This window comes from Synechococcus sp. PCC 6716 (assembly GCF_022570815.1).
GTDB lineage: Bacteria > Cyanobacteriota > Cyanobacteriia > Thermosynechococcales > Thermosynechococcaceae > Thermosynechococcus > Thermosynechococcus lividus.
The window spans coordinates 1-14,501 of record NZ_JAKLTU010000038.1 but is presented as its reverse complement, the minus strand read 5'-3'; the positions used below and the strand labels follow the sequence as shown (position 1 = coordinate 14,501).

Below are 14,501 nucleotides of genomic sequence, written 5' to 3'. Positions count from 1 at the left end.
GGGTAAGAATAGGGTTGCAATTTCAGGGGCGACTAATCGATAAAGCGAGGCGTCAGGCAATAGGGGCATTCTAACCATTCGGGCTGAGCCTCGGCACCACAGGTACGGCAGGKTAATGAACTTTTACGTTTTGCTTTGAGTTCTGATTCGAGACCGGTATCTGTAAAGGTTACCCGCTCCACTTCTTCAAGGGTGGTTACCCCCTCTTTGACAAGGTTTAGGCTATAGGCCAAGAGGGTTTTCATCCCCTCTTCGACAGCCACTTCTTTAATGCGCTCGGTAGGGGCACCTTCGGTAATTAGGGTCTGTAGGCGTTCGGTAACCCGCATAATTTCATAGACCCCGCAGCGGCCTTTGTAACCAACTCCACCACACTTGCTACAGACTGGCTGGCCACTGGCTTTGGCGGCTTGGAGTTGCTCGGGAGTGAGTTTATTGGCTTTATAGAGTGTCAGATTCACTCCTTTGGAGGCCGATAGACCAAACCGCGCTAGCTCTTCGGGAGTAGGGGTGTAGGGAATACGGCATTCTGAGCACACCCGCCGCATCAGCCGCTGGGCGACCACGCCAATCAAGGACGCTGAAACCATAAAAGGCTCTACACCCATTTCCGAGAGGCGCGCCACTGCACTGGCTGCATCATTGGTGTGCAGCGTTGTCAAGACTAAGTGACCCGTCAAGGCTGCTTCAATGGCGGTTTTAGCGGTTTCTTTGTCGCGGGTTTCCCCCACCAGAATGACATCCGGATCCTGACGGAGGAAGGCACGCAGAATGGAGGCAAAGTCCATCCCTTTTTCACGGATGACCTGTACCTGCGTTAGGCCGGGCAGGGAGTATTCAATGGGGTCTTCAGCGGTGCTGATGTTTACCCCCGGACTATTACACTCCGCTAGGGCAGAGTAGAGGGTGGTGGTTTTCCCAGACCCTGTGGGCCCCGTCACCAAGATCAAGCCGAAGGGTCGCTTCGTCATTTCGCGGACAATTGCTAGGCTTTCAGGATCGGTAATGAGTTTGTCAAGCCCCAATTGGGTGGCGGAGTTATCCAGAATCCGCAGGACGACCTTTTCGCCCCAGCGGCTGGGCAGGGTGTTGACCCGAAAGTCCACGCGGCGACCTTGGAACATTTTGCGGATGCGGCCATCTTGGGGGGCACGACGCTCGGCAATGTCGAGATCTGCCAAAATCTTAAAGCGCGAGACGACCGCAGGCACAATTTTTTTAGGAAGAGGGTCAAAGGCCTGATGGAGAACGCCATCTTTACGGAAGCGCACCCGCAGGTACTCTTCTTGGGGTTCGATGTGAATATCGGAAATCCCGTCGTTGAGGGCTTTAGCCAGAATTTTATTGACAAGGGCAATGATTGGCGCATCCTGTGCACCCTGTAGGGCATTGACAAGGTCATCTTCTTGACCCTCTTGAACGTCATCTAAGCCGCCAATGGCCTCAATGTCTTCTTCGATGTTAATGTCGCCTAGGGCGGCTGGAGCATGTTTGCTGGCAGCGGTTTCTGCTACTTGCTTGTTGAGAATTGGATCAATGAGTCGCTGGTAGTCTTCAAGGGTAATCACCATCCGCTTCAAGGTAAAGTTATGGCCGCGGAGAATACGACTGATGTTATCGATGGCTTGTAGGTTGTCGGGATCGACCATTGCCACGAGTACATAGGGGGGATCGGCGTTGGGGTACTTGGCAATGGGAATAGCTTGATAGGTTCGGCAGGTATCTACCGGCAAAATTGTATTCACTAACTCTTCAATTTGCTCAGTGGGAAAGCGGTTGAGTTCCGGATCAAGACAATCAACGCCGTAGATGACCTTGAGTTCAAAGAGTTGTTGTTTGTGGTACTGACGCAACACATCGGGTGGCATGGTGGTGCCAGTAATCTCTTGCAAGGCAACCACAAGGGATTTGCCCGTTTTGCGGGCGGTATTCATGGCTTCGCGTACTTGCTCAAGGCTGGCATAGCCAGAGGCAACAAGGGAACGCTCAGTAGGGTTACCGGCTTTCCGCAGGGCGATCGCCTTGCGGGCAGAAGAAGATGATGTGTTGACCATAGGTTTTGTCTGGGGGCTGGATGGCTTGCCTACTATAGTAGCAATAACTTTCACAAGGATTGTATGCGTATTTTCACGGTTCTTCATAACCGCAGTTCGCGTATGGTTGCATCGGATTTGAGTCTTTTGCCGCCCTCACCCTAGCCCTCTCCCAACGGAGAGGGAACAAGACTCTTAGCTCCCTTCTCCCCAAGGAGAAGGGTTGGGGATGAGGGTCTCCCTAGGGAGAAAGGTTGAGGATGAGGGGAATTCATGGCCACATTCAGCAACACCTTAGCTCGGACGTTCACTTAGCGCGGCACGTTCTGATAGTTTTCATTGACGTCACTCTGGAGTCAAGGTTCTGACACTCCCACGACTTTGGCGGTGCCAGCCAATAGACTCTTCTCCAATACCAGCGTGTCGATCACGGTGTTCGTCGTCTGATCAATACGCTTGTTCCGCGGGTCTTACACAAACTGTCTAGCGCACTTACGGCACTTACAGGTCTGCTTCCCATTGTGGATGTTGCGGTTCTTGACGATATGAGTGGAGTGACAGCGAGGGCGGGTCGGCGGAGTCGTTGCTAGGATGTAATTGAGGTAACGTCGTCTTCCCTATCCTTACATCTTTAGGACTACCCTCTAATCAAACCAACCGATTTCTGCATCCCCTAGCCGCGAAGCCTCGGGATTGGGGGTGGGGATTTCGTTCACAAGGGGCTTAAAGCCAACGTCTTCAAACCGGTAGGGGTGCGGTGCCGTTAGCTCGCGAATAACCTGTTTGGCTTCCTCAAACTCTGCCTGTAGCTCCTGATGGGTGGCCTGTAGCTGCTCGAGTTCCGCCTGTAATTGGGCATAGCGATCGCGCCAGTCGTGTACCTCTTGCCGTAACTGGTCACGTTCTGCCCCGTAGCTTGCCGCTTCGGCTTGAGCCGCGTTTAATGCCTCCGCCATCGTTGCCAATTGAGCGGTCAACTCTGCCTTGGTGGGCTGGCTACTGCGCTTGGGGCGAGGGCGGGGTTGCTTGGCTGCTTCTGCCCGCAGCAAATCGCTGAGGTTGTGGTGTTCCAAGGAGTCTATCTCCAATCTCGCTGTAGTTCTTCGGCAACGCGGCGGTAGTCTGCTTGCGCTTCCTTAGCTTGCTTTCCCTTCCACTGGGTAATGGGAACCCCATCAAGAGCTGCCCGCTCGTGGGCTTTGTAGGCGCGAATAAAGGAGTGGCAGGCCGCAACTCCCAACTGCAACAGCGTATTTTGAGCTTCAAGTGCCTCGGCCACACAGCGGGGATCGACCCGGGTGAGGAGGACGCGGTGGGGCACGTTGGCGGGCTGAACCACTTGTTTCACCGTTTCAATGAGGGCAGCTAAATCAATGGGGGCAGGGGGGGTCGGCAGCACGACATAGTCGGCGATCGGCACCACCGCCGCCAAGGCACTAGAGGCTAAAGCAGGGGGAGTATCCACCACAATTAGCTCGTAGCCTGACAGCTTGCGCACATTACTGAGGAGCTTGGGGTTAACTTCTTGTGCCAGATCAAACCCCATTCCTTGACCATGGCGCTGAAACCACCAAGTTGCCGAGGCTTGGGGGTCGGTATCGACTAGTAGCACCTTGTACTGCTCGGCGTAGGTGGCGGCCAAATTAATGGCCGTGGTGGTTTTGCCTACGCCACCTTTGCCATTGAGAACTGCTAATAGGCGTGGTTCCGTCAAGGCTCCCCCCTAAAACTGACGCAGAAAGCGCAGATCGCTGGTGTAAAAGCGGCGAATATCATCAATTTGGTGTAACACCATCGCAAACCGCTCGACACCAAAACCTGCTGCAAAGCCGGTGTAAATTTCCGGATCGTAGCCGACATTTTTGAGCACTGCTGGATCTACCATGCCACAGCCCATGACTTCCAGCCAACGTCCTTGCCACTGCACATCCACCTCTGCTGAGGGTTCGGTGAAGGGGAAATAGCTAGCGCGAAAGCGAATCGGCACATCGCCAAAGAGCTCCGCCAAAAAGGTACTGACAGTGCCCTTAAGGTCAGTAAACGTGAGTCCCTCGTCAATGGCTAAAATTTCAATTTGATGGAAGACGGCGGCATGGGTGGCATCTTCGGTATCGCGGCGGTAGCAACGGCCGGGGGCAACAATGCGAATGGGCGGATCGTTTAGCTCCATGTGGCGAATTTGCACCGAAGAGGTATGGGTTCGCAGGAGATTGCCATCCGGTAAGTAGAATGTGTCTTGCATATCCCGTGCGGGGTGATCGGCAGGGGTGTTCAGCGCCTCAAAATTGTAGTAGTCGCTCTCCATTTCAGGCCCATCGTCCACGGTGTAGCCCAAGCCCACGAAAATATCAATAATGCGGTCTATGGTGCTGTTGAGGGGATGAATGTGCCCTTGGGGGCGAAAGACCGCTGGCATTGTCACATCAAGGCTTTCTGCAGCAAGCTGGGCAGCAATGTTAGCAGTGTGGAGGGTGTGGCGGCGCTCCTCAAGGGTGTGCAGCAGTTTTTCTTTGAGGGTGTTCGCTAAGCTGCCAATGTGGGGGCGATCGCTAGCGGGAAGTTTCCCCATTAAGGCTAGAATTTGGGACAGTTCTCCTTTTTTGCCTAGGTAAGCAACCCGTAGTTGCTCAAGGCTGTCGAGGTCGGCAGCGTGGGCGATCGCCTCTAATGCCTTGGTTTCAAGGTCAGTGAGCTGGGCGGTCAACACAGTACGGTCGAGAGTGGGGGTGGTCATGGTAAACACCAGCCAATACAGTGTCAAGAAAGAATAAAGATCAACGGTTGCGCTTAGGGCAAAGAAATTGAGTGATTTTTTGATGAGCCTTGATTATAACTCTACTCCAGTCGTCATCGGTTACTGTAGTCTTTCATGACCCCCAATCCTCTCCTTCAGTTCTACCATTGGCTCTACAGAGCACCCCAGTCCTTTTTAGCGTTAGCGCGCTTCAATGGCACGCGAGAGCAATACACGGCTCTGTTAGCTGGTCTCCTTTGGTTTTGGGCGCAATTTCTCTACCTCCATTACTGGGCACAGCAGCCCTGGCCATGGCTGGAAAGCCTCGTTGAAGCAGCCGCAGTGGTTGTCATTGGTGGCGTTCCGGTACTGTGGTGGGCCACTCCCAAAGGCGATCGCTGGCGATCCTTGACCGCTATGGCGAGTCGCTGGCAGTGGCAGTTCGTCTTAGGTTTGAGCCTCTACGTGGCGGTGGCTTACCATTTACCCCATGCGTCACTATTTCCGTGGCGACGCGTGCTAAGCCATCTCATTGTGGCTGATCCTTGGTGGTTGAATTTTATTTTCTTTCTCGTGGGTTCTGTTGCGGCACTGCGGGTGCCTTTTTTACTGCGCGATCGCACCCTTTCTGGCCTTGAGCGCTGGGGATGGGTGAGTACTGCCGCCGTGTATTTGCTATTGAGCCATAGTTCGCTGATTTCACCGGCTTTTGCCACGTACCGAACCGAAGGGTTCATCATCACACCGCTCTATTTACTGCTGTGCGCGTGGTGCGATTGGCAACACGGGCGATCGCCGACCTCACCCCGCCCTGTGGGACTACAGGGTAAGGATGCCCTCCTAGCGGCAGTATGCATCTTTACTCTCTACTGGTTTTCTACACCTCACTTTCGCTTTGGTTCATTTATTGCCCTGCAACTCTTTATTCTGGCTGTTATTTTTGGCAGCGGCTTAGGGCGGCAGCACTTTGGCTATAGCTTTGAACCTCGCTGGGGAGACGCTCGCTTGCTAGGGATCATGGTTATTGTTGCCTTGGCCACCCTAGTGCCCCTCGGTAGCCTGTTAGGTTTTCTTCCCCTTGAAGAATTTAACCTTGCGCCCCCCTTCTCTAAGTTGCTCGTGTATATTGTTCTTTTTTCAATGCGCGTTGGCATTTTTGAGGAAGTCCTGTTTCGCAGTGGCTTAATGATTCTAATCCGCGATACCCTACAGCAGCGGGGGGGCGATCGCCACGACCCGTTTTGGATCGCTTGGGGAGCGATTCTCATCTGTGCCCTTCTGTTCGGAGTGGCGCACATGGGTAATACCCCCGGCAGTGGCGTTGAGTTGCCGGTGGTGGCCTATCGCCTGATCTACATTGCCTTGGCAACCCTTGCCTCCTTGTTTTACTGTCTTATGTTTGCCTGTACTCAGCGCCTGTGGGGTGGAGTCGTCCTCCACGGCTTAGTGGATGCCCTTGCAGTGGTCTCCTTCGGTGCCACCCTGACCGCACCGTTCTAACGCACCACAATCACTGGCATTCCGGGGCGAACTTTTTCAAACAGTTCTTCAATATCGCGGTTGTGCATGCGCACACAGCCATGGGAAATTGCCTGCCCAATAGAGTCAGGATTAGGGGTGCCGTGCAACCCGATCCAATTTTTGCCATCGCTCCAAAAACCAATCCAGCGCCGCCCCAAGGGATTACGAGGATGGCCACCAGGAATCACTGAGCCATTGAAGGGGTTTTTCCATGCCGGATCCCGAATCATCTCCTGAATTTGGAACTGCCCCAGCGGGGTTTCCCAGCCCGGTCGGCCAACCGCCACTGGGTAGGTACGCAGGCGAGTTTGCCCCTGATATAGCACCATTTGTCGCCGCGATAAGCTAATCTCTAGGCGCAGGGGGGCAACTATTGGGTCTGTTATCAAGGGGGTTGGGTTGGCCACAAGCGGCCTAAGGTACCCGCACAGTAGGCTCACCACTGTGGCAGTAACGAATACCAACCGCTGTTTTTGCCAAGGGTATCGTTGCTCCATAGCACACTGTTCCCAACCTATCCTGAAACACTGTACTGTTTTTAGGAAACTAAAATATGCAATTTGCGTCTAAGGAGGCAAGCCCTACAACCCTAGTTGACTGATCAAATCCTGTCCCCTCATCCCTCAACAAAACCTCCGAGAATCCCCGCGCTTCGACAAGCCGCGGAAGGATAGGAGCGGCGGCTGAGGGCTACACCTTCGGTGGGCTTTGCCTGCGACACCCCGAAAAGCCGCCAATAGCGTATAATCCTAGCAGTGAGCCACACCATCAGTTATCGACTCACCCAACAGGCTAAAGCTACAAATCAGGCCATCGCGATTGACGATCTCACCAGCATCAGAGAACGCACCAACAAATTGCCCCGTTCCAAGACTGAACGGCGATGCAGTAATAGCGAGGCGTTCTATCAGCTTCGCCAATTCCTTATCATTGCAGGATGTTGTCTTGAGGGCTGCTGAAAGCCCCGTCCTCTATCGGGCGGGGTCGTTTACGGTTCAGTTCTGTTTTGAGAACGGAGGTATCTTCTTTCTGAGGTATCGTCGAGGAGCCACTGGGCAAAGGCCGTGGGATATTGTCAAGGTATTTGCAGAGGTTATCTCGCATTCCCCCAGTGTATCGGGAGCATACCCCGCTGCCATCTGAAAAAGAGAGCCGTCAGATCCATTGCTACCAGTTGGTTGTCAAGGAAAGTTGTGACGGCGATCGCTCCAAATCAACACTAAACAATACTAAAACCAAGCTTTTTTGCCCACCATATAGGTGTTATAGAATTCCTCATCACTTTTGGTAAGGTAAATGATCCCCTCGATCAAACCAATAATTCCCATCACCGGGGCCACAAGGCCACAGGTTAAAATGCTTACCAGCAGCATGATCAGCCCTTCAGTAGAGTAACCAAGAACAAATTTATGAATGCCTAGAGCACCGAGTAAAATGCCGCAAATTCCCGCTGCAATCTTTTTGCCCGACACATCTGAGTTAGAAGTCATAGCTGTTTCCTAAAATTTGTAATTTGTGATCTCTGGTATCCCCGTCTCTATCCTTGAGGGTTTACTCAGTGCTGTCAAGGGGAGGGCGGACAGTACAAAAAGAGGGCGCGATCGCCCCCATTTTTACCATGCAAATAGATCGACAATGCAACAGCGGCTAAGCAGCGGCCAGCAAATTCGTTAAGGGTTCCCAGCGGACGACGCGATCGCCCCCCACCTCAATCACCACTTTGAACTTAGGCAAGGTCTGCGTCAACTGCGCCAAATAGGCGAATTCTTGCTTAGAGAGCTTCTTGCCATCAATCAACCACAGCACCAAGCCCTTAGAATTGGGAGGCAAATGCTCAAGGTGATAGGTCACCAATGGTGGCTGGAAGTACACGCGAATAGCTTCCTTGCCGGTATGGGCGGGGCGAATGCCATGCTCTTGCATCAGGTAGGCGCTGAGATCTCCTAGCCCTGGCGCACTCAAATGTAGCGTTGTATAACCCTTTGATCGCAGACGACGTTGATAGCGCCCCTCAAACCCACCCTCCGGCGGCGCGAAGAGGGCTAAGGCACCTGCTGTTTCAAGGTCATTGACAAATTGATAGCCAGCCAGCAAACCCATAGTTTTTTACTCAAGTCTTGCACCTTCTTGAAGCACTTTAGCACGCCTGCTCGTCTGCAAGATGGCCTGCAAGCTATTGCGAAAGCTAATAGAACCTATGAGAGGTGTGGTGTATCTAGATAAATCTGGCACTCCCCTTTGATAAGCTAGGGAAATGCAGTTGAGGCACAACTGCCGTCAACAAGTGTGCTGGGAGAATCATCCTTGAGCTTTGACTACGATTTGGTCATTTTAGGTGCGGGTGTGGGCGGTCATGGTGCTGCCCTTCATGCCGTCAGCGTTGGCTTAAAAACTGCCATTGTGGAAGCCTCAGACATGGGGGGCACCTGTGTCAATCGCGGCTGTATTCCCTCAAAAGCATTGCTGGCTGCCGCTGGACGGGTGCGAGAACTGCGCCAAGCTAGTCATTGGCAAGCGCTGGGCATTCAATTAGGGGCAGTTAACGTGGATCGCGCCGGTGTTGCCGCCCATGCCGATCAACTGGTGCAAAAAATCCGTGGCGACCTCACCAACAGCCTGAAGCGGCTAGGGGTAGATATCCTCATAGGCCGTGGCAAAGTTGCTGGCTCACAAAAGGTCAGTATCCATACCCCAAGCGGCGAAAAGACGGTTACCGCAAAAGACATTATCATTGCTACCGGATCAGTGCCGTGGGTACCGCCTGGCATTGAGGTGGATGGCAAAACCGTCTATACCAGTGATGAGGCCATTAAGCTCGATTGGTTACCGCAGTGGGTAGCCATTATTGGCAGCGGTTATATTGGCCTAGAATTTGCTGATATTTACACGGCACTGGGCTGCGAAGTCACGATGATCGAAGCCCTCGATCAGTTGATGCCCACGTTTGATCCTGATATCGCCAAGCAGGCGCAGCGGGTTTTGATTGCCCCCCGCGATATTGAAACCTACAGCGGGAAGCTCGCCAAGCGAGTGATTCCGGGCACCCCGGTGGTTATTGAGCTAGCCGATACCCAAACTAAAGAGGTGGTTGAGGTTCTGGAAGTCGATGCCTGTTTAGTTGCCACAGGCCGTATTCCTGCGACCGAGGATCTGGGTCTGGACTCTGTGGGCGTGAGCTTAGATCGCCGTGGCTTTATCCCCGTCGATGACTACCTTGCCGTGACCCGTGAGGGTGAACCCGTGCCTCACCTTTGGGCCATTGGTGATGCTACGGGTAAAATGATGCTTGCCCATGCGGCTTCGGCTCAAGGCATTGCTGTGGTGGAGAGCATTGTTGGCCGTCCCTACTCTGTGGATTATCGCAGTATTCCCGCTGCGGCCTTTACCCATCCGGAGATGAGCTTTGTTGGCCTCACCGAACCCCAAGCCCGTGACCTTGGGGAAGAAGAAGGGTTTGAGGTGAAGGTGGTTCGCACTTACTTTAAGGGGAACTCTAAGGCATTAGCGGAAGGGGAGACCGATGGCTTAGCGAAGGTGATCTTCCGGGCGGATACGGGCGAGCTGTTGGGGGCGCATATTTTTGGTCTTCACGCCTCAGATCTCATTCAGGAAGCGGCTAATGCTATTCGCGATCGCCAAAGCGTGAGCCATCTTGCCTTTAATGTGCACACTCACCCCACCCTGTCTGAGGTGCTGGATGAAGCCTTTAAGCGTGCCCACGAAATGATGTCCCATCCCTGAGCTTTGCTACCATAAAAGCGGTACCCTAACGTGATCCGTAACCGGAGGAGTGGGTGATGACTCAAGCAACACAGCCTGCCAAAGGAATTTTGATGACGGATGCTGCGCTACAGCACGTTTTAGAACTGCGGCAAAAACACGGTCAAGACCTGTGTCTGCGGGTCGGTGTCAAGGGGGGCGGGTGCTCAGGGATGTCCTACACGATGGATTTTGAAGACCCTGCCAATATTCGTCCTGATGATCACGTATTTGACTACGATGGCTTTAAGGTGGTCTCGGATCCCAAGAGTATGCTCTACATCTACGGCTTAGTCCTAGACTATAGCAATGCCCTCATTGGTGGTGGCTTTAAGTTTACAAACCCCAATGCAACCCAGACCTGTGGCTGTGGCACATCCTTTTCTGCCTAAGGAGTAACTCCCTTGACCACTGAAACGTCGCAACCCCTGAGTGAAGTTGAACGTCAATTTGAAGCAGCGATCGCCCGCTATAAAGACGGTGCCCCTGCGTCGGAGCTAATTCCCACGTTTAAGGAGATTTGCCAGCGTGCCCAAAAAAGCAGTGCGGCATGGACATGCTTGTCGTGGCTGTACCTCTTAGATGACAACCCCCCATCGGCCTACAAAGCAGCTCAAAAAGCGGTCAAACTCAACCCTGAAGATCCACAAGCCCGTATTAATCTGGCGATCGCCATGCTAGAGATGGGGAAAAAAGGGGTGCGCCCCCACATTGAACTGGCTCAAACCATTGTGGCAGCAGTTGCCGAGCTACGCCAAGAAGTCCTAGAGAATTTTGCCGATGGCCACCAACGCAAGCCAGAATGGCCAACCCTTAAGCGGGTTCAGCAGTGGGTGCTCGGAGGCTAGGGTATGGGTCGCCTGCGGGAGATTGTGAATTGGCTATTGGTGGCTGATACCTTCTTTGTGCTGGCTAGCTTTGGTTGGTTTGTCTTAGCATTGCTAGGGCGATCGCTAGAGATTCCCTTGGGCTTTGACCTATGGTTGCGCCTGTGGAACCCCCTTTTTATGCCTGCCATTGGCCTATTGATGGCTGCTGCCTTGATCAATGGTGGCATTAGTTACGTCCAGAACCGCTGGCACCTACGCTCGGTGGGGACTGATCTGCGCCCTCGCGATTGAGCGCGGTAAAGGTCAATTGATCGTTGGCAACATCGACTAAAATTGTGTCTCCCGATGTAAAGGTTTCCTCCAATAGCTTGATGGCGAGGGGATTTTCAATTTCCCGCTGAATTGCCCGTTTGAGGGGTCGGGCACCATAGACCGGATCAAACCCAGCCGCCACCAAGTACTCCAGCGCGGCAGCAGTTAACTCTAGGTGGATTTTTTGATCTGCCAATAAACGCTCCACCCGTCGCAGTTGAATTTGGGCGATCTGCATGAGTTCCTGTCGCCCTAAGCCATGGAACAAAATCAGATCATCAATGCGGTTGAGAAATTCTGGGCGGAAGTACTTTTGCACGCTTTGCAGCACCCGTTGCCGCATGTGTTCGTAGCGGCTTTCATCGCTAGCCAAATCTAAAATATGCTCACTACCTAGGTTGCTGGTCATAATAATTACCGTGTTGCGAAAATCCACGGTGCGACCTTGGGAATCCGTGATACGGCCATCATCGAGGACTTGCAACAGGATGTTAAAGACTTCCGGGTGCGCTTTTTCCACTTCGTCAAAGAGAACAACCGCATAGGGTCGGCGGCGAATTGCTTCGGTGAGTTGGCCGCCGCTATCAAACCCCACGTAGCCGGGGGGGGCACCAATCATCCGCGAGACGGCGTGCTTTTCCATGTACTCCGACATGTCAATGCGCACTAGGGCACTCTCATCATCAAAAAGTGCATCCGCAAGGGTACGTGCTAGTTCCGTTTTACCCACCCCCGTTGGCCCTAGGAATAAAAACGACCCAATAGGACGGGCGGGGTCTTTCATCCCGGCGCGGGCGCGGCGAATGGCCGCAGCAACAGCCGCAACGGCCTCTTGTTGACCAATAACCCGCTGATGCAATACCGCTTCCAGTTGCAGGAGTTTTTGCCGCTCTGAGGCTAAGAGCTTCTGTAGCGGAATCCCCGTCCACTTGGCAACAATTTCGGCAATATCGGCATCGGTGACCTGATCTCGCAAGAAGGTGGTGCCTGCCGCTTGCAATTCTAGAAGTTGAGTCTCAGTGGCTTCGAGTTCCCGTTGTAGGGTTTCTAGGCGACCGTATTTCAGTTGAGCTGCCTTATTCAGGTTGTAGTCACGCTCCGCTTGATCAATTTGCAGCTTGACGTGATCTTCTTCCTCTTTCAGACTGTTGATGCGCTCCAAGAGTGTTTTCTCAGCTTGCCAACGCTCCTGCATGGCTTTTTGGCGGGATTGCAGTTCAGCAATTTCCGCTTCAATGCGCTGGCGGCGATCGCGAGTGGCCTGTAGGGGAGCCTTACTGAGGCTGAGATTTTCTTCCTGCTGCAGGGAGAGCTTCTCCATTTCCAGTTGCATCAGGCGGCGCTCAATACTTTCCAACTCAGCAGGCTTGGAGGTGATTTCCATCTTGAGCTTGGCCGCTGCTTCATCCACCAAGTCAATGGCCTTATCCGGCAAAAAGCGATCGCTAATGTAGCGATCCGAGAGCACGGCCGCAGCAACAAGGGCAGAATCAGTGATCTTAACGTTATGGTGAATTTCGTAGCGATCTTTGAGACCCCGCAGAATGGAAATGGTGTCTTCCACGGAAGGCTGACCGATATACACCTGTTGAAACCGCCGCTCTAGAGCCGCATCCTTCTCAATGTGTTTACGGTACTCATCGAGGGTACTAGCACCAATACAACGCAGTTCACCGCGCGCCAGCATTGGCTTGAGTAAATTACTGGCATCCATCGAGGAGTTTTGATTGGCACCTGCGCCCACGACGGTGTGCAGCTCATCGATAAACAGGACGACGTGGCCGTCGGAGTGAGTGACTTCGTGCAAGACAGCCTTGAGGCGATCTTCAAAATCTCCGCGAAACTTAGCACCCGCCACTAAACTCCCCAGATCAAGGGAAATCAGGCGGCGATTTTTGAGGGATTCTGGCACATCCCCGTTGATAATGCGCTGGGCGAGTCCTTCCGCAATGGCGGTTTTACCCACTCCTGGCTCCCCAATGAGGACAGGGTTATTTTTTGTACGACGGGAGAGAACTTGAATGACGCGGCGAATTTCTTCATCCCGGCCAATCACCGGGTCAAGCTTGCCTTGGCGGGCTGCTTCTGTGAGGTCGCGACCGTATTTTTCAAGGGCGGCATACTTGCTCTCGGGGTTTTGGTCGGCTACTTTTTGGGCACCGCGAATGGCTTTGACACTGGCGGCTAACTGGTCGCGATCGCAGTTGAGAGCACGGAATAGCCGTTGACCAATGCGGCGATCGCCCACAAAGGCCAGCAAAATATGCTCAATGGAAATAAACTGATCCTCCTGTTCTTGGCGGAGGCGATTTGCCTCATCCAGCAGGGTATCTAAACTACGACCACAGTAGAGTTCTCCGCCTGCTGGGATGCGCGGCTGCTGCTTCGCAAAATCTATCAACCGCTTCAGCACCCAGTCGGTGTCAATATCTGCCCGCTCCAGAATCAGTTGACCCAGCCCTTCCTCTTGGAGAATGACAATGAGTAAGTGCTCTGTTTCAAGGTATTGGCTGCGGTACTCCCGCGCCACATCCTGCGATTTGACGATCGCCTCCCATGCTTTGTCAGTAAACTTCGTTGGGTCAGTGGGTTGCATAGAGATGTTTGCCGATCCTTGGGAAAGAGGTTGAGCAGCAGAATAAAGAATTATTACGCTTCCTAGGATACCTGTTCTACGGCAATGGTGGCGGCATCCTTGGCACGGATGGCAACCTCAGTGAGGGTGCCCACCCGCACAGCGAAGGTATCACTAAAGGGCGCACGTCGCAGTAGCGTCACGGGTTGGTTCACAGCAATGCCAAGGGCAGCTAAGCGGCGCTGCCAAGCAGCATCCCCTTCAATAGCCGTAATGCGACCGGTGCTGCCCAGTGGGAGTTGGTGTAGGTACATAAGGCTCCTGCGGATGATCCTCTCAGGGTACTAGCGGCGCGATCGCCGGTAAATCACTTATAATAAGAAATTGCTTTCCGGCGGCATAGCCAAGTGGTAAGGCAGAGGTCTGCAAAACCTTTATCCCCCAGTTCGAATCTGGGTGCCGCCTTAAACAGATAGAAAAGTAATCCTACACCTAAGTCAAGATTGGCTCACGACTGTGCCATAACGTAATAGGGGAGAGGGAACAAGACTCTTAGCTCCCTTGTATCTTAAAACTAGAGAGACAGACCGTCACCCCTTAGATGCGAGACATCGTGGAGAAGCTAGGGTCATCTCTCTGATGCAACAGGTCAAACTCGAATCATCGGTTGGGACAGTAGAACCCGCATGACGCAAGGCTGAGTAAACACCTGATTTACCCCCAGACAGAGATCGGAA

The 14,501-nt window shown here is 53.2% G+C and carries 15 protein-coding genes, 1 tRNA gene and 1 pseudogene; 7 read left to right on the top strand and 10 right to left on the bottom strand.

All coding sequences use genetic code 11. The annotated features are described in order from the left end of the window. Positions 1 to 32: 32 nt before the first annotated feature. The 5 genes from L5220_RS12685 to pheS form a co-directional block, all read right to left on the bottom strand. Positions 33 to 2,054, bottom strand: a complete 2,022-nt coding sequence (locus L5220_RS12685) for a GspE/PulE family protein (RefSeq protein WP_499573995.1) — start codon at positions 2,052 to 2,054, stop codon at positions 33 to 35. Positions 2,055 to 2,503: 449 nt separating this feature from the next. Then, entirely contained in the window at positions 2,504 to 2,626 is a 123-nt protein-coding gene (locus L5220_RS12680) for an IS1/IS1595 family N-terminal zinc-binding domain-containing protein (RefSeq protein WP_499574005.1), read from the bottom strand. Positions 2,627 to 2,677: 51 nt separating this feature from the next. Further along, positions 2,678 to 3,106 carry a hypothetical protein gene (locus L5220_RS12675; RefSeq protein WP_448514825.1) on the bottom strand — a complete coding sequence of 143 codons (429 nt, stop codon included), beginning with the start codon at positions 3,104 to 3,106 and terminating at the stop codon, positions 2,678 to 2,680. Between the two features lie 5 nt (positions 3,107 to 3,111). Continuing rightward, positions 3,112 to 3,747, bottom strand: a complete 636-nt coding sequence (locus tag L5220_RS12670; RefSeq protein ID WP_099798968.1) for a ParA family protein — start codon at positions 3,745 to 3,747, stop codon at positions 3,112 to 3,114. A gap of 9 nt (positions 3,748 to 3,756) precedes the next feature. Next, positions 3,757 to 4,767 carry a phenylalanine--tRNA ligase subunit alpha gene (gene pheS, locus L5220_RS12665; protein WP_099798969.1) on the bottom strand — a complete coding sequence of 337 codons (1,011 nt, stop codon included), beginning with the start codon at positions 4,765 to 4,767 and terminating at the stop codon, positions 3,757 to 3,759. 135 nt (positions 4,768 to 4,902) lie between these two features. Between pheS and L5220_RS12660 the strand changes: the two genes are divergently transcribed. Continuing rightward, on the top strand, positions 4,903 to 6,267 hold the full coding sequence (locus L5220_RS12660) for a CPBP family intramembrane glutamic endopeptidase (RefSeq protein ID WP_099798970.1): 1,365 nt from the start codon (positions 4,903 to 4,905) through the stop codon (positions 6,265 to 6,267). Here the strand turns inward: L5220_RS12660 and L5220_RS12655 are convergent. After that, positions 6,264 to 6,785 carry a L,D-transpeptidase gene (locus tag L5220_RS12655; protein WP_099798971.1) on the bottom strand — a complete coding sequence of 174 codons (522 nt, stop codon included), beginning with the start codon at positions 6,783 to 6,785 and terminating at the stop codon, positions 6,264 to 6,266. The genes L5220_RS12660 and L5220_RS12655 overlap by 4 nt on opposite strands. 258 nt (positions 6,786 to 7,043) lie before the next feature. On the opposite strand from L5220_RS12655, the pseudogene L5220_RS12650 reads away from it, so the two are divergent. Further along, positions 7,044 to 7,214, top strand: a pseudogene (locus L5220_RS12650) (RNA-guided endonuclease TnpB family protein); the annotation flags it as partial. Between the two features lie 303 nt (positions 7,215 to 7,517). Here L5220_RS12650 and L5220_RS12645 read toward each other — a convergent pair. Together L5220_RS12645 and ndhN are read right to left on the bottom strand one after the other, a co-directional pair. Beyond that, positions 7,518 to 7,778 (bottom strand): TM2 domain-containing protein, encoded by a 261-nt coding sequence (locus tag L5220_RS12645; RefSeq protein ID WP_099798972.1) that lies wholly within the window; start codon positions 7,776 to 7,778, stop codon positions 7,518 to 7,520. 157 nt (positions 7,779 to 7,935) lie between these two features. Next, a complete protein-coding gene (gene ndhN, locus L5220_RS12640) occupies positions 7,936 to 8,388 on the bottom strand; it encodes a photosynthetic/respiratory NAD(P)H-quinone oxidoreductase subunit N (RefSeq protein WP_099798973.1) in 453 nt (150 codons plus the stop codon). A gap of 204 nt (positions 8,389 to 8,592) precedes the next feature. On the opposite strand from ndhN, the gene lpdA reads away from it, so the two are divergent. Genes lpdA through L5220_RS12620 form a run of 4 tightly spaced genes read left to right on the top strand, consistent with a single transcriptional unit; the run spans position 8,593 to position 11,168 of the window. Then, positions 8,593 to 10,029: a dihydrolipoyl dehydrogenase gene (gene lpdA / locus L5220_RS12635; protein ID WP_499573993.1), complete on the top strand. Its 1,437-nt coding sequence runs from the start codon at positions 8,593 to 8,595 to the stop codon at positions 10,027 to 10,029. A gap of 56 nt (positions 10,030 to 10,085) precedes the next feature. Next, the gene (locus L5220_RS12630) at positions 10,086 to 10,439 is read left to right on the top strand and encodes a HesB/IscA family protein (protein WP_198405941.1); all 354 of its coding nucleotides are present in this window, start codon (positions 10,086 to 10,088) and stop codon (positions 10,437 to 10,439) included. 12 nt (positions 10,440 to 10,451) lie between these two features. Then, positions 10,452 to 10,895, top strand: a complete 444-nt coding sequence (locus L5220_RS12625) for a tetratricopeptide repeat protein (RefSeq protein WP_227517310.1) — start codon at positions 10,452 to 10,454, stop codon at positions 10,893 to 10,895. A 3-nt stretch (positions 10,896 to 10,898) separates the two neighbouring features. Further along, a complete protein-coding gene (locus L5220_RS12620; RefSeq protein WP_099798975.1) occupies positions 10,899 to 11,168 on the top strand; it encodes a DUF8620 family protein in 270 nt (89 codons plus the stop codon). On the opposite strand, the gene clpB is transcribed toward L5220_RS12620, so the two are convergent. Continuing rightward, a complete protein-coding gene (gene clpB / locus L5220_RS12615) occupies positions 11,104 to 13,785 on the bottom strand; it encodes an ATP-dependent chaperone ClpB (RefSeq protein WP_499499280.1) in 2,682 nt (893 codons plus the stop codon). The genes L5220_RS12620 and clpB overlap by 65 nt on opposite strands. 62 nt (positions 13,786 to 13,847) lie before the next feature. Continuing rightward, positions 13,848 to 14,078: a FeoA family protein gene (locus L5220_RS12610; protein WP_099798976.1), complete on the bottom strand. Its 231-nt coding sequence runs from the start codon at positions 14,076 to 14,078 to the stop codon at positions 13,848 to 13,850. A 79-nt stretch (positions 14,079 to 14,157) separates the two neighbouring features. Between L5220_RS12610 and L5220_RS12605 the strand changes: the two genes are divergently transcribed. Next, positions 14,158 to 14,229 (top strand) — tRNA-Cys (locus L5220_RS12605). Positions 14,230 to 14,501: the final 272 nt, after the last annotated feature.

Excerpts from the sequence above, each read along its gene's own strand:
- pheS (WP_099798969.1), bottom strand. The coding sequence starts at position 4,767 with ATGACCACCCCCACTCTCGACCGTACTGTGTTGACCGCCCAGCTCACT.
- L5220_RS12660 (WP_099798970.1), top strand. The coding sequence starts at position 4,903 with ATGACCCCCAATCCTCTCCTTCAGTTCTACCATTGGCTCTACAGAGCA.
- L5220_RS12655 (WP_099798971.1), bottom strand. The coding sequence starts at position 6,785 with ATGGAGCAACGATACCCTTGGCAAAAACAGCGGTTGGTATTCGTTACT.
- L5220_RS12645 (WP_099798972.1), bottom strand. The coding sequence starts at position 7,778 with ATGACTTCTAACTCAGATGTGTCGGGCAAAAAGATTGCAGCGGGAATT.
- ndhN (WP_099798973.1), bottom strand. The coding sequence starts at position 8,388 with ATGGGTTTGCTGGCTGGCTATCAATTTGTCAATGACCTTGAAACAGCA.
- L5220_RS12630 (WP_198405941.1), top strand. The coding sequence starts at position 10,086 with ATGACTCAAGCAACACAGCCTGCCAAAGGAATTTTGATGACGGATGCT.
- L5220_RS12620 (WP_099798975.1), top strand. The coding sequence starts at position 10,899 with ATGGGTCGCCTGCGGGAGATTGTGAATTGGCTATTGGTGGCTGATACC.
- clpB (WP_499499280.1), bottom strand. The coding sequence starts at position 13,785 with ATGCAACCCACTGACCCAACGAAGTTTACTGACAAAGCATGGGAGGCG.
- L5220_RS12610 (WP_099798976.1), bottom strand. The coding sequence starts at position 14,078 with ATGTACCTACACCAACTCCCACTGGGCAGCACCGGTCGCATTACGGCT.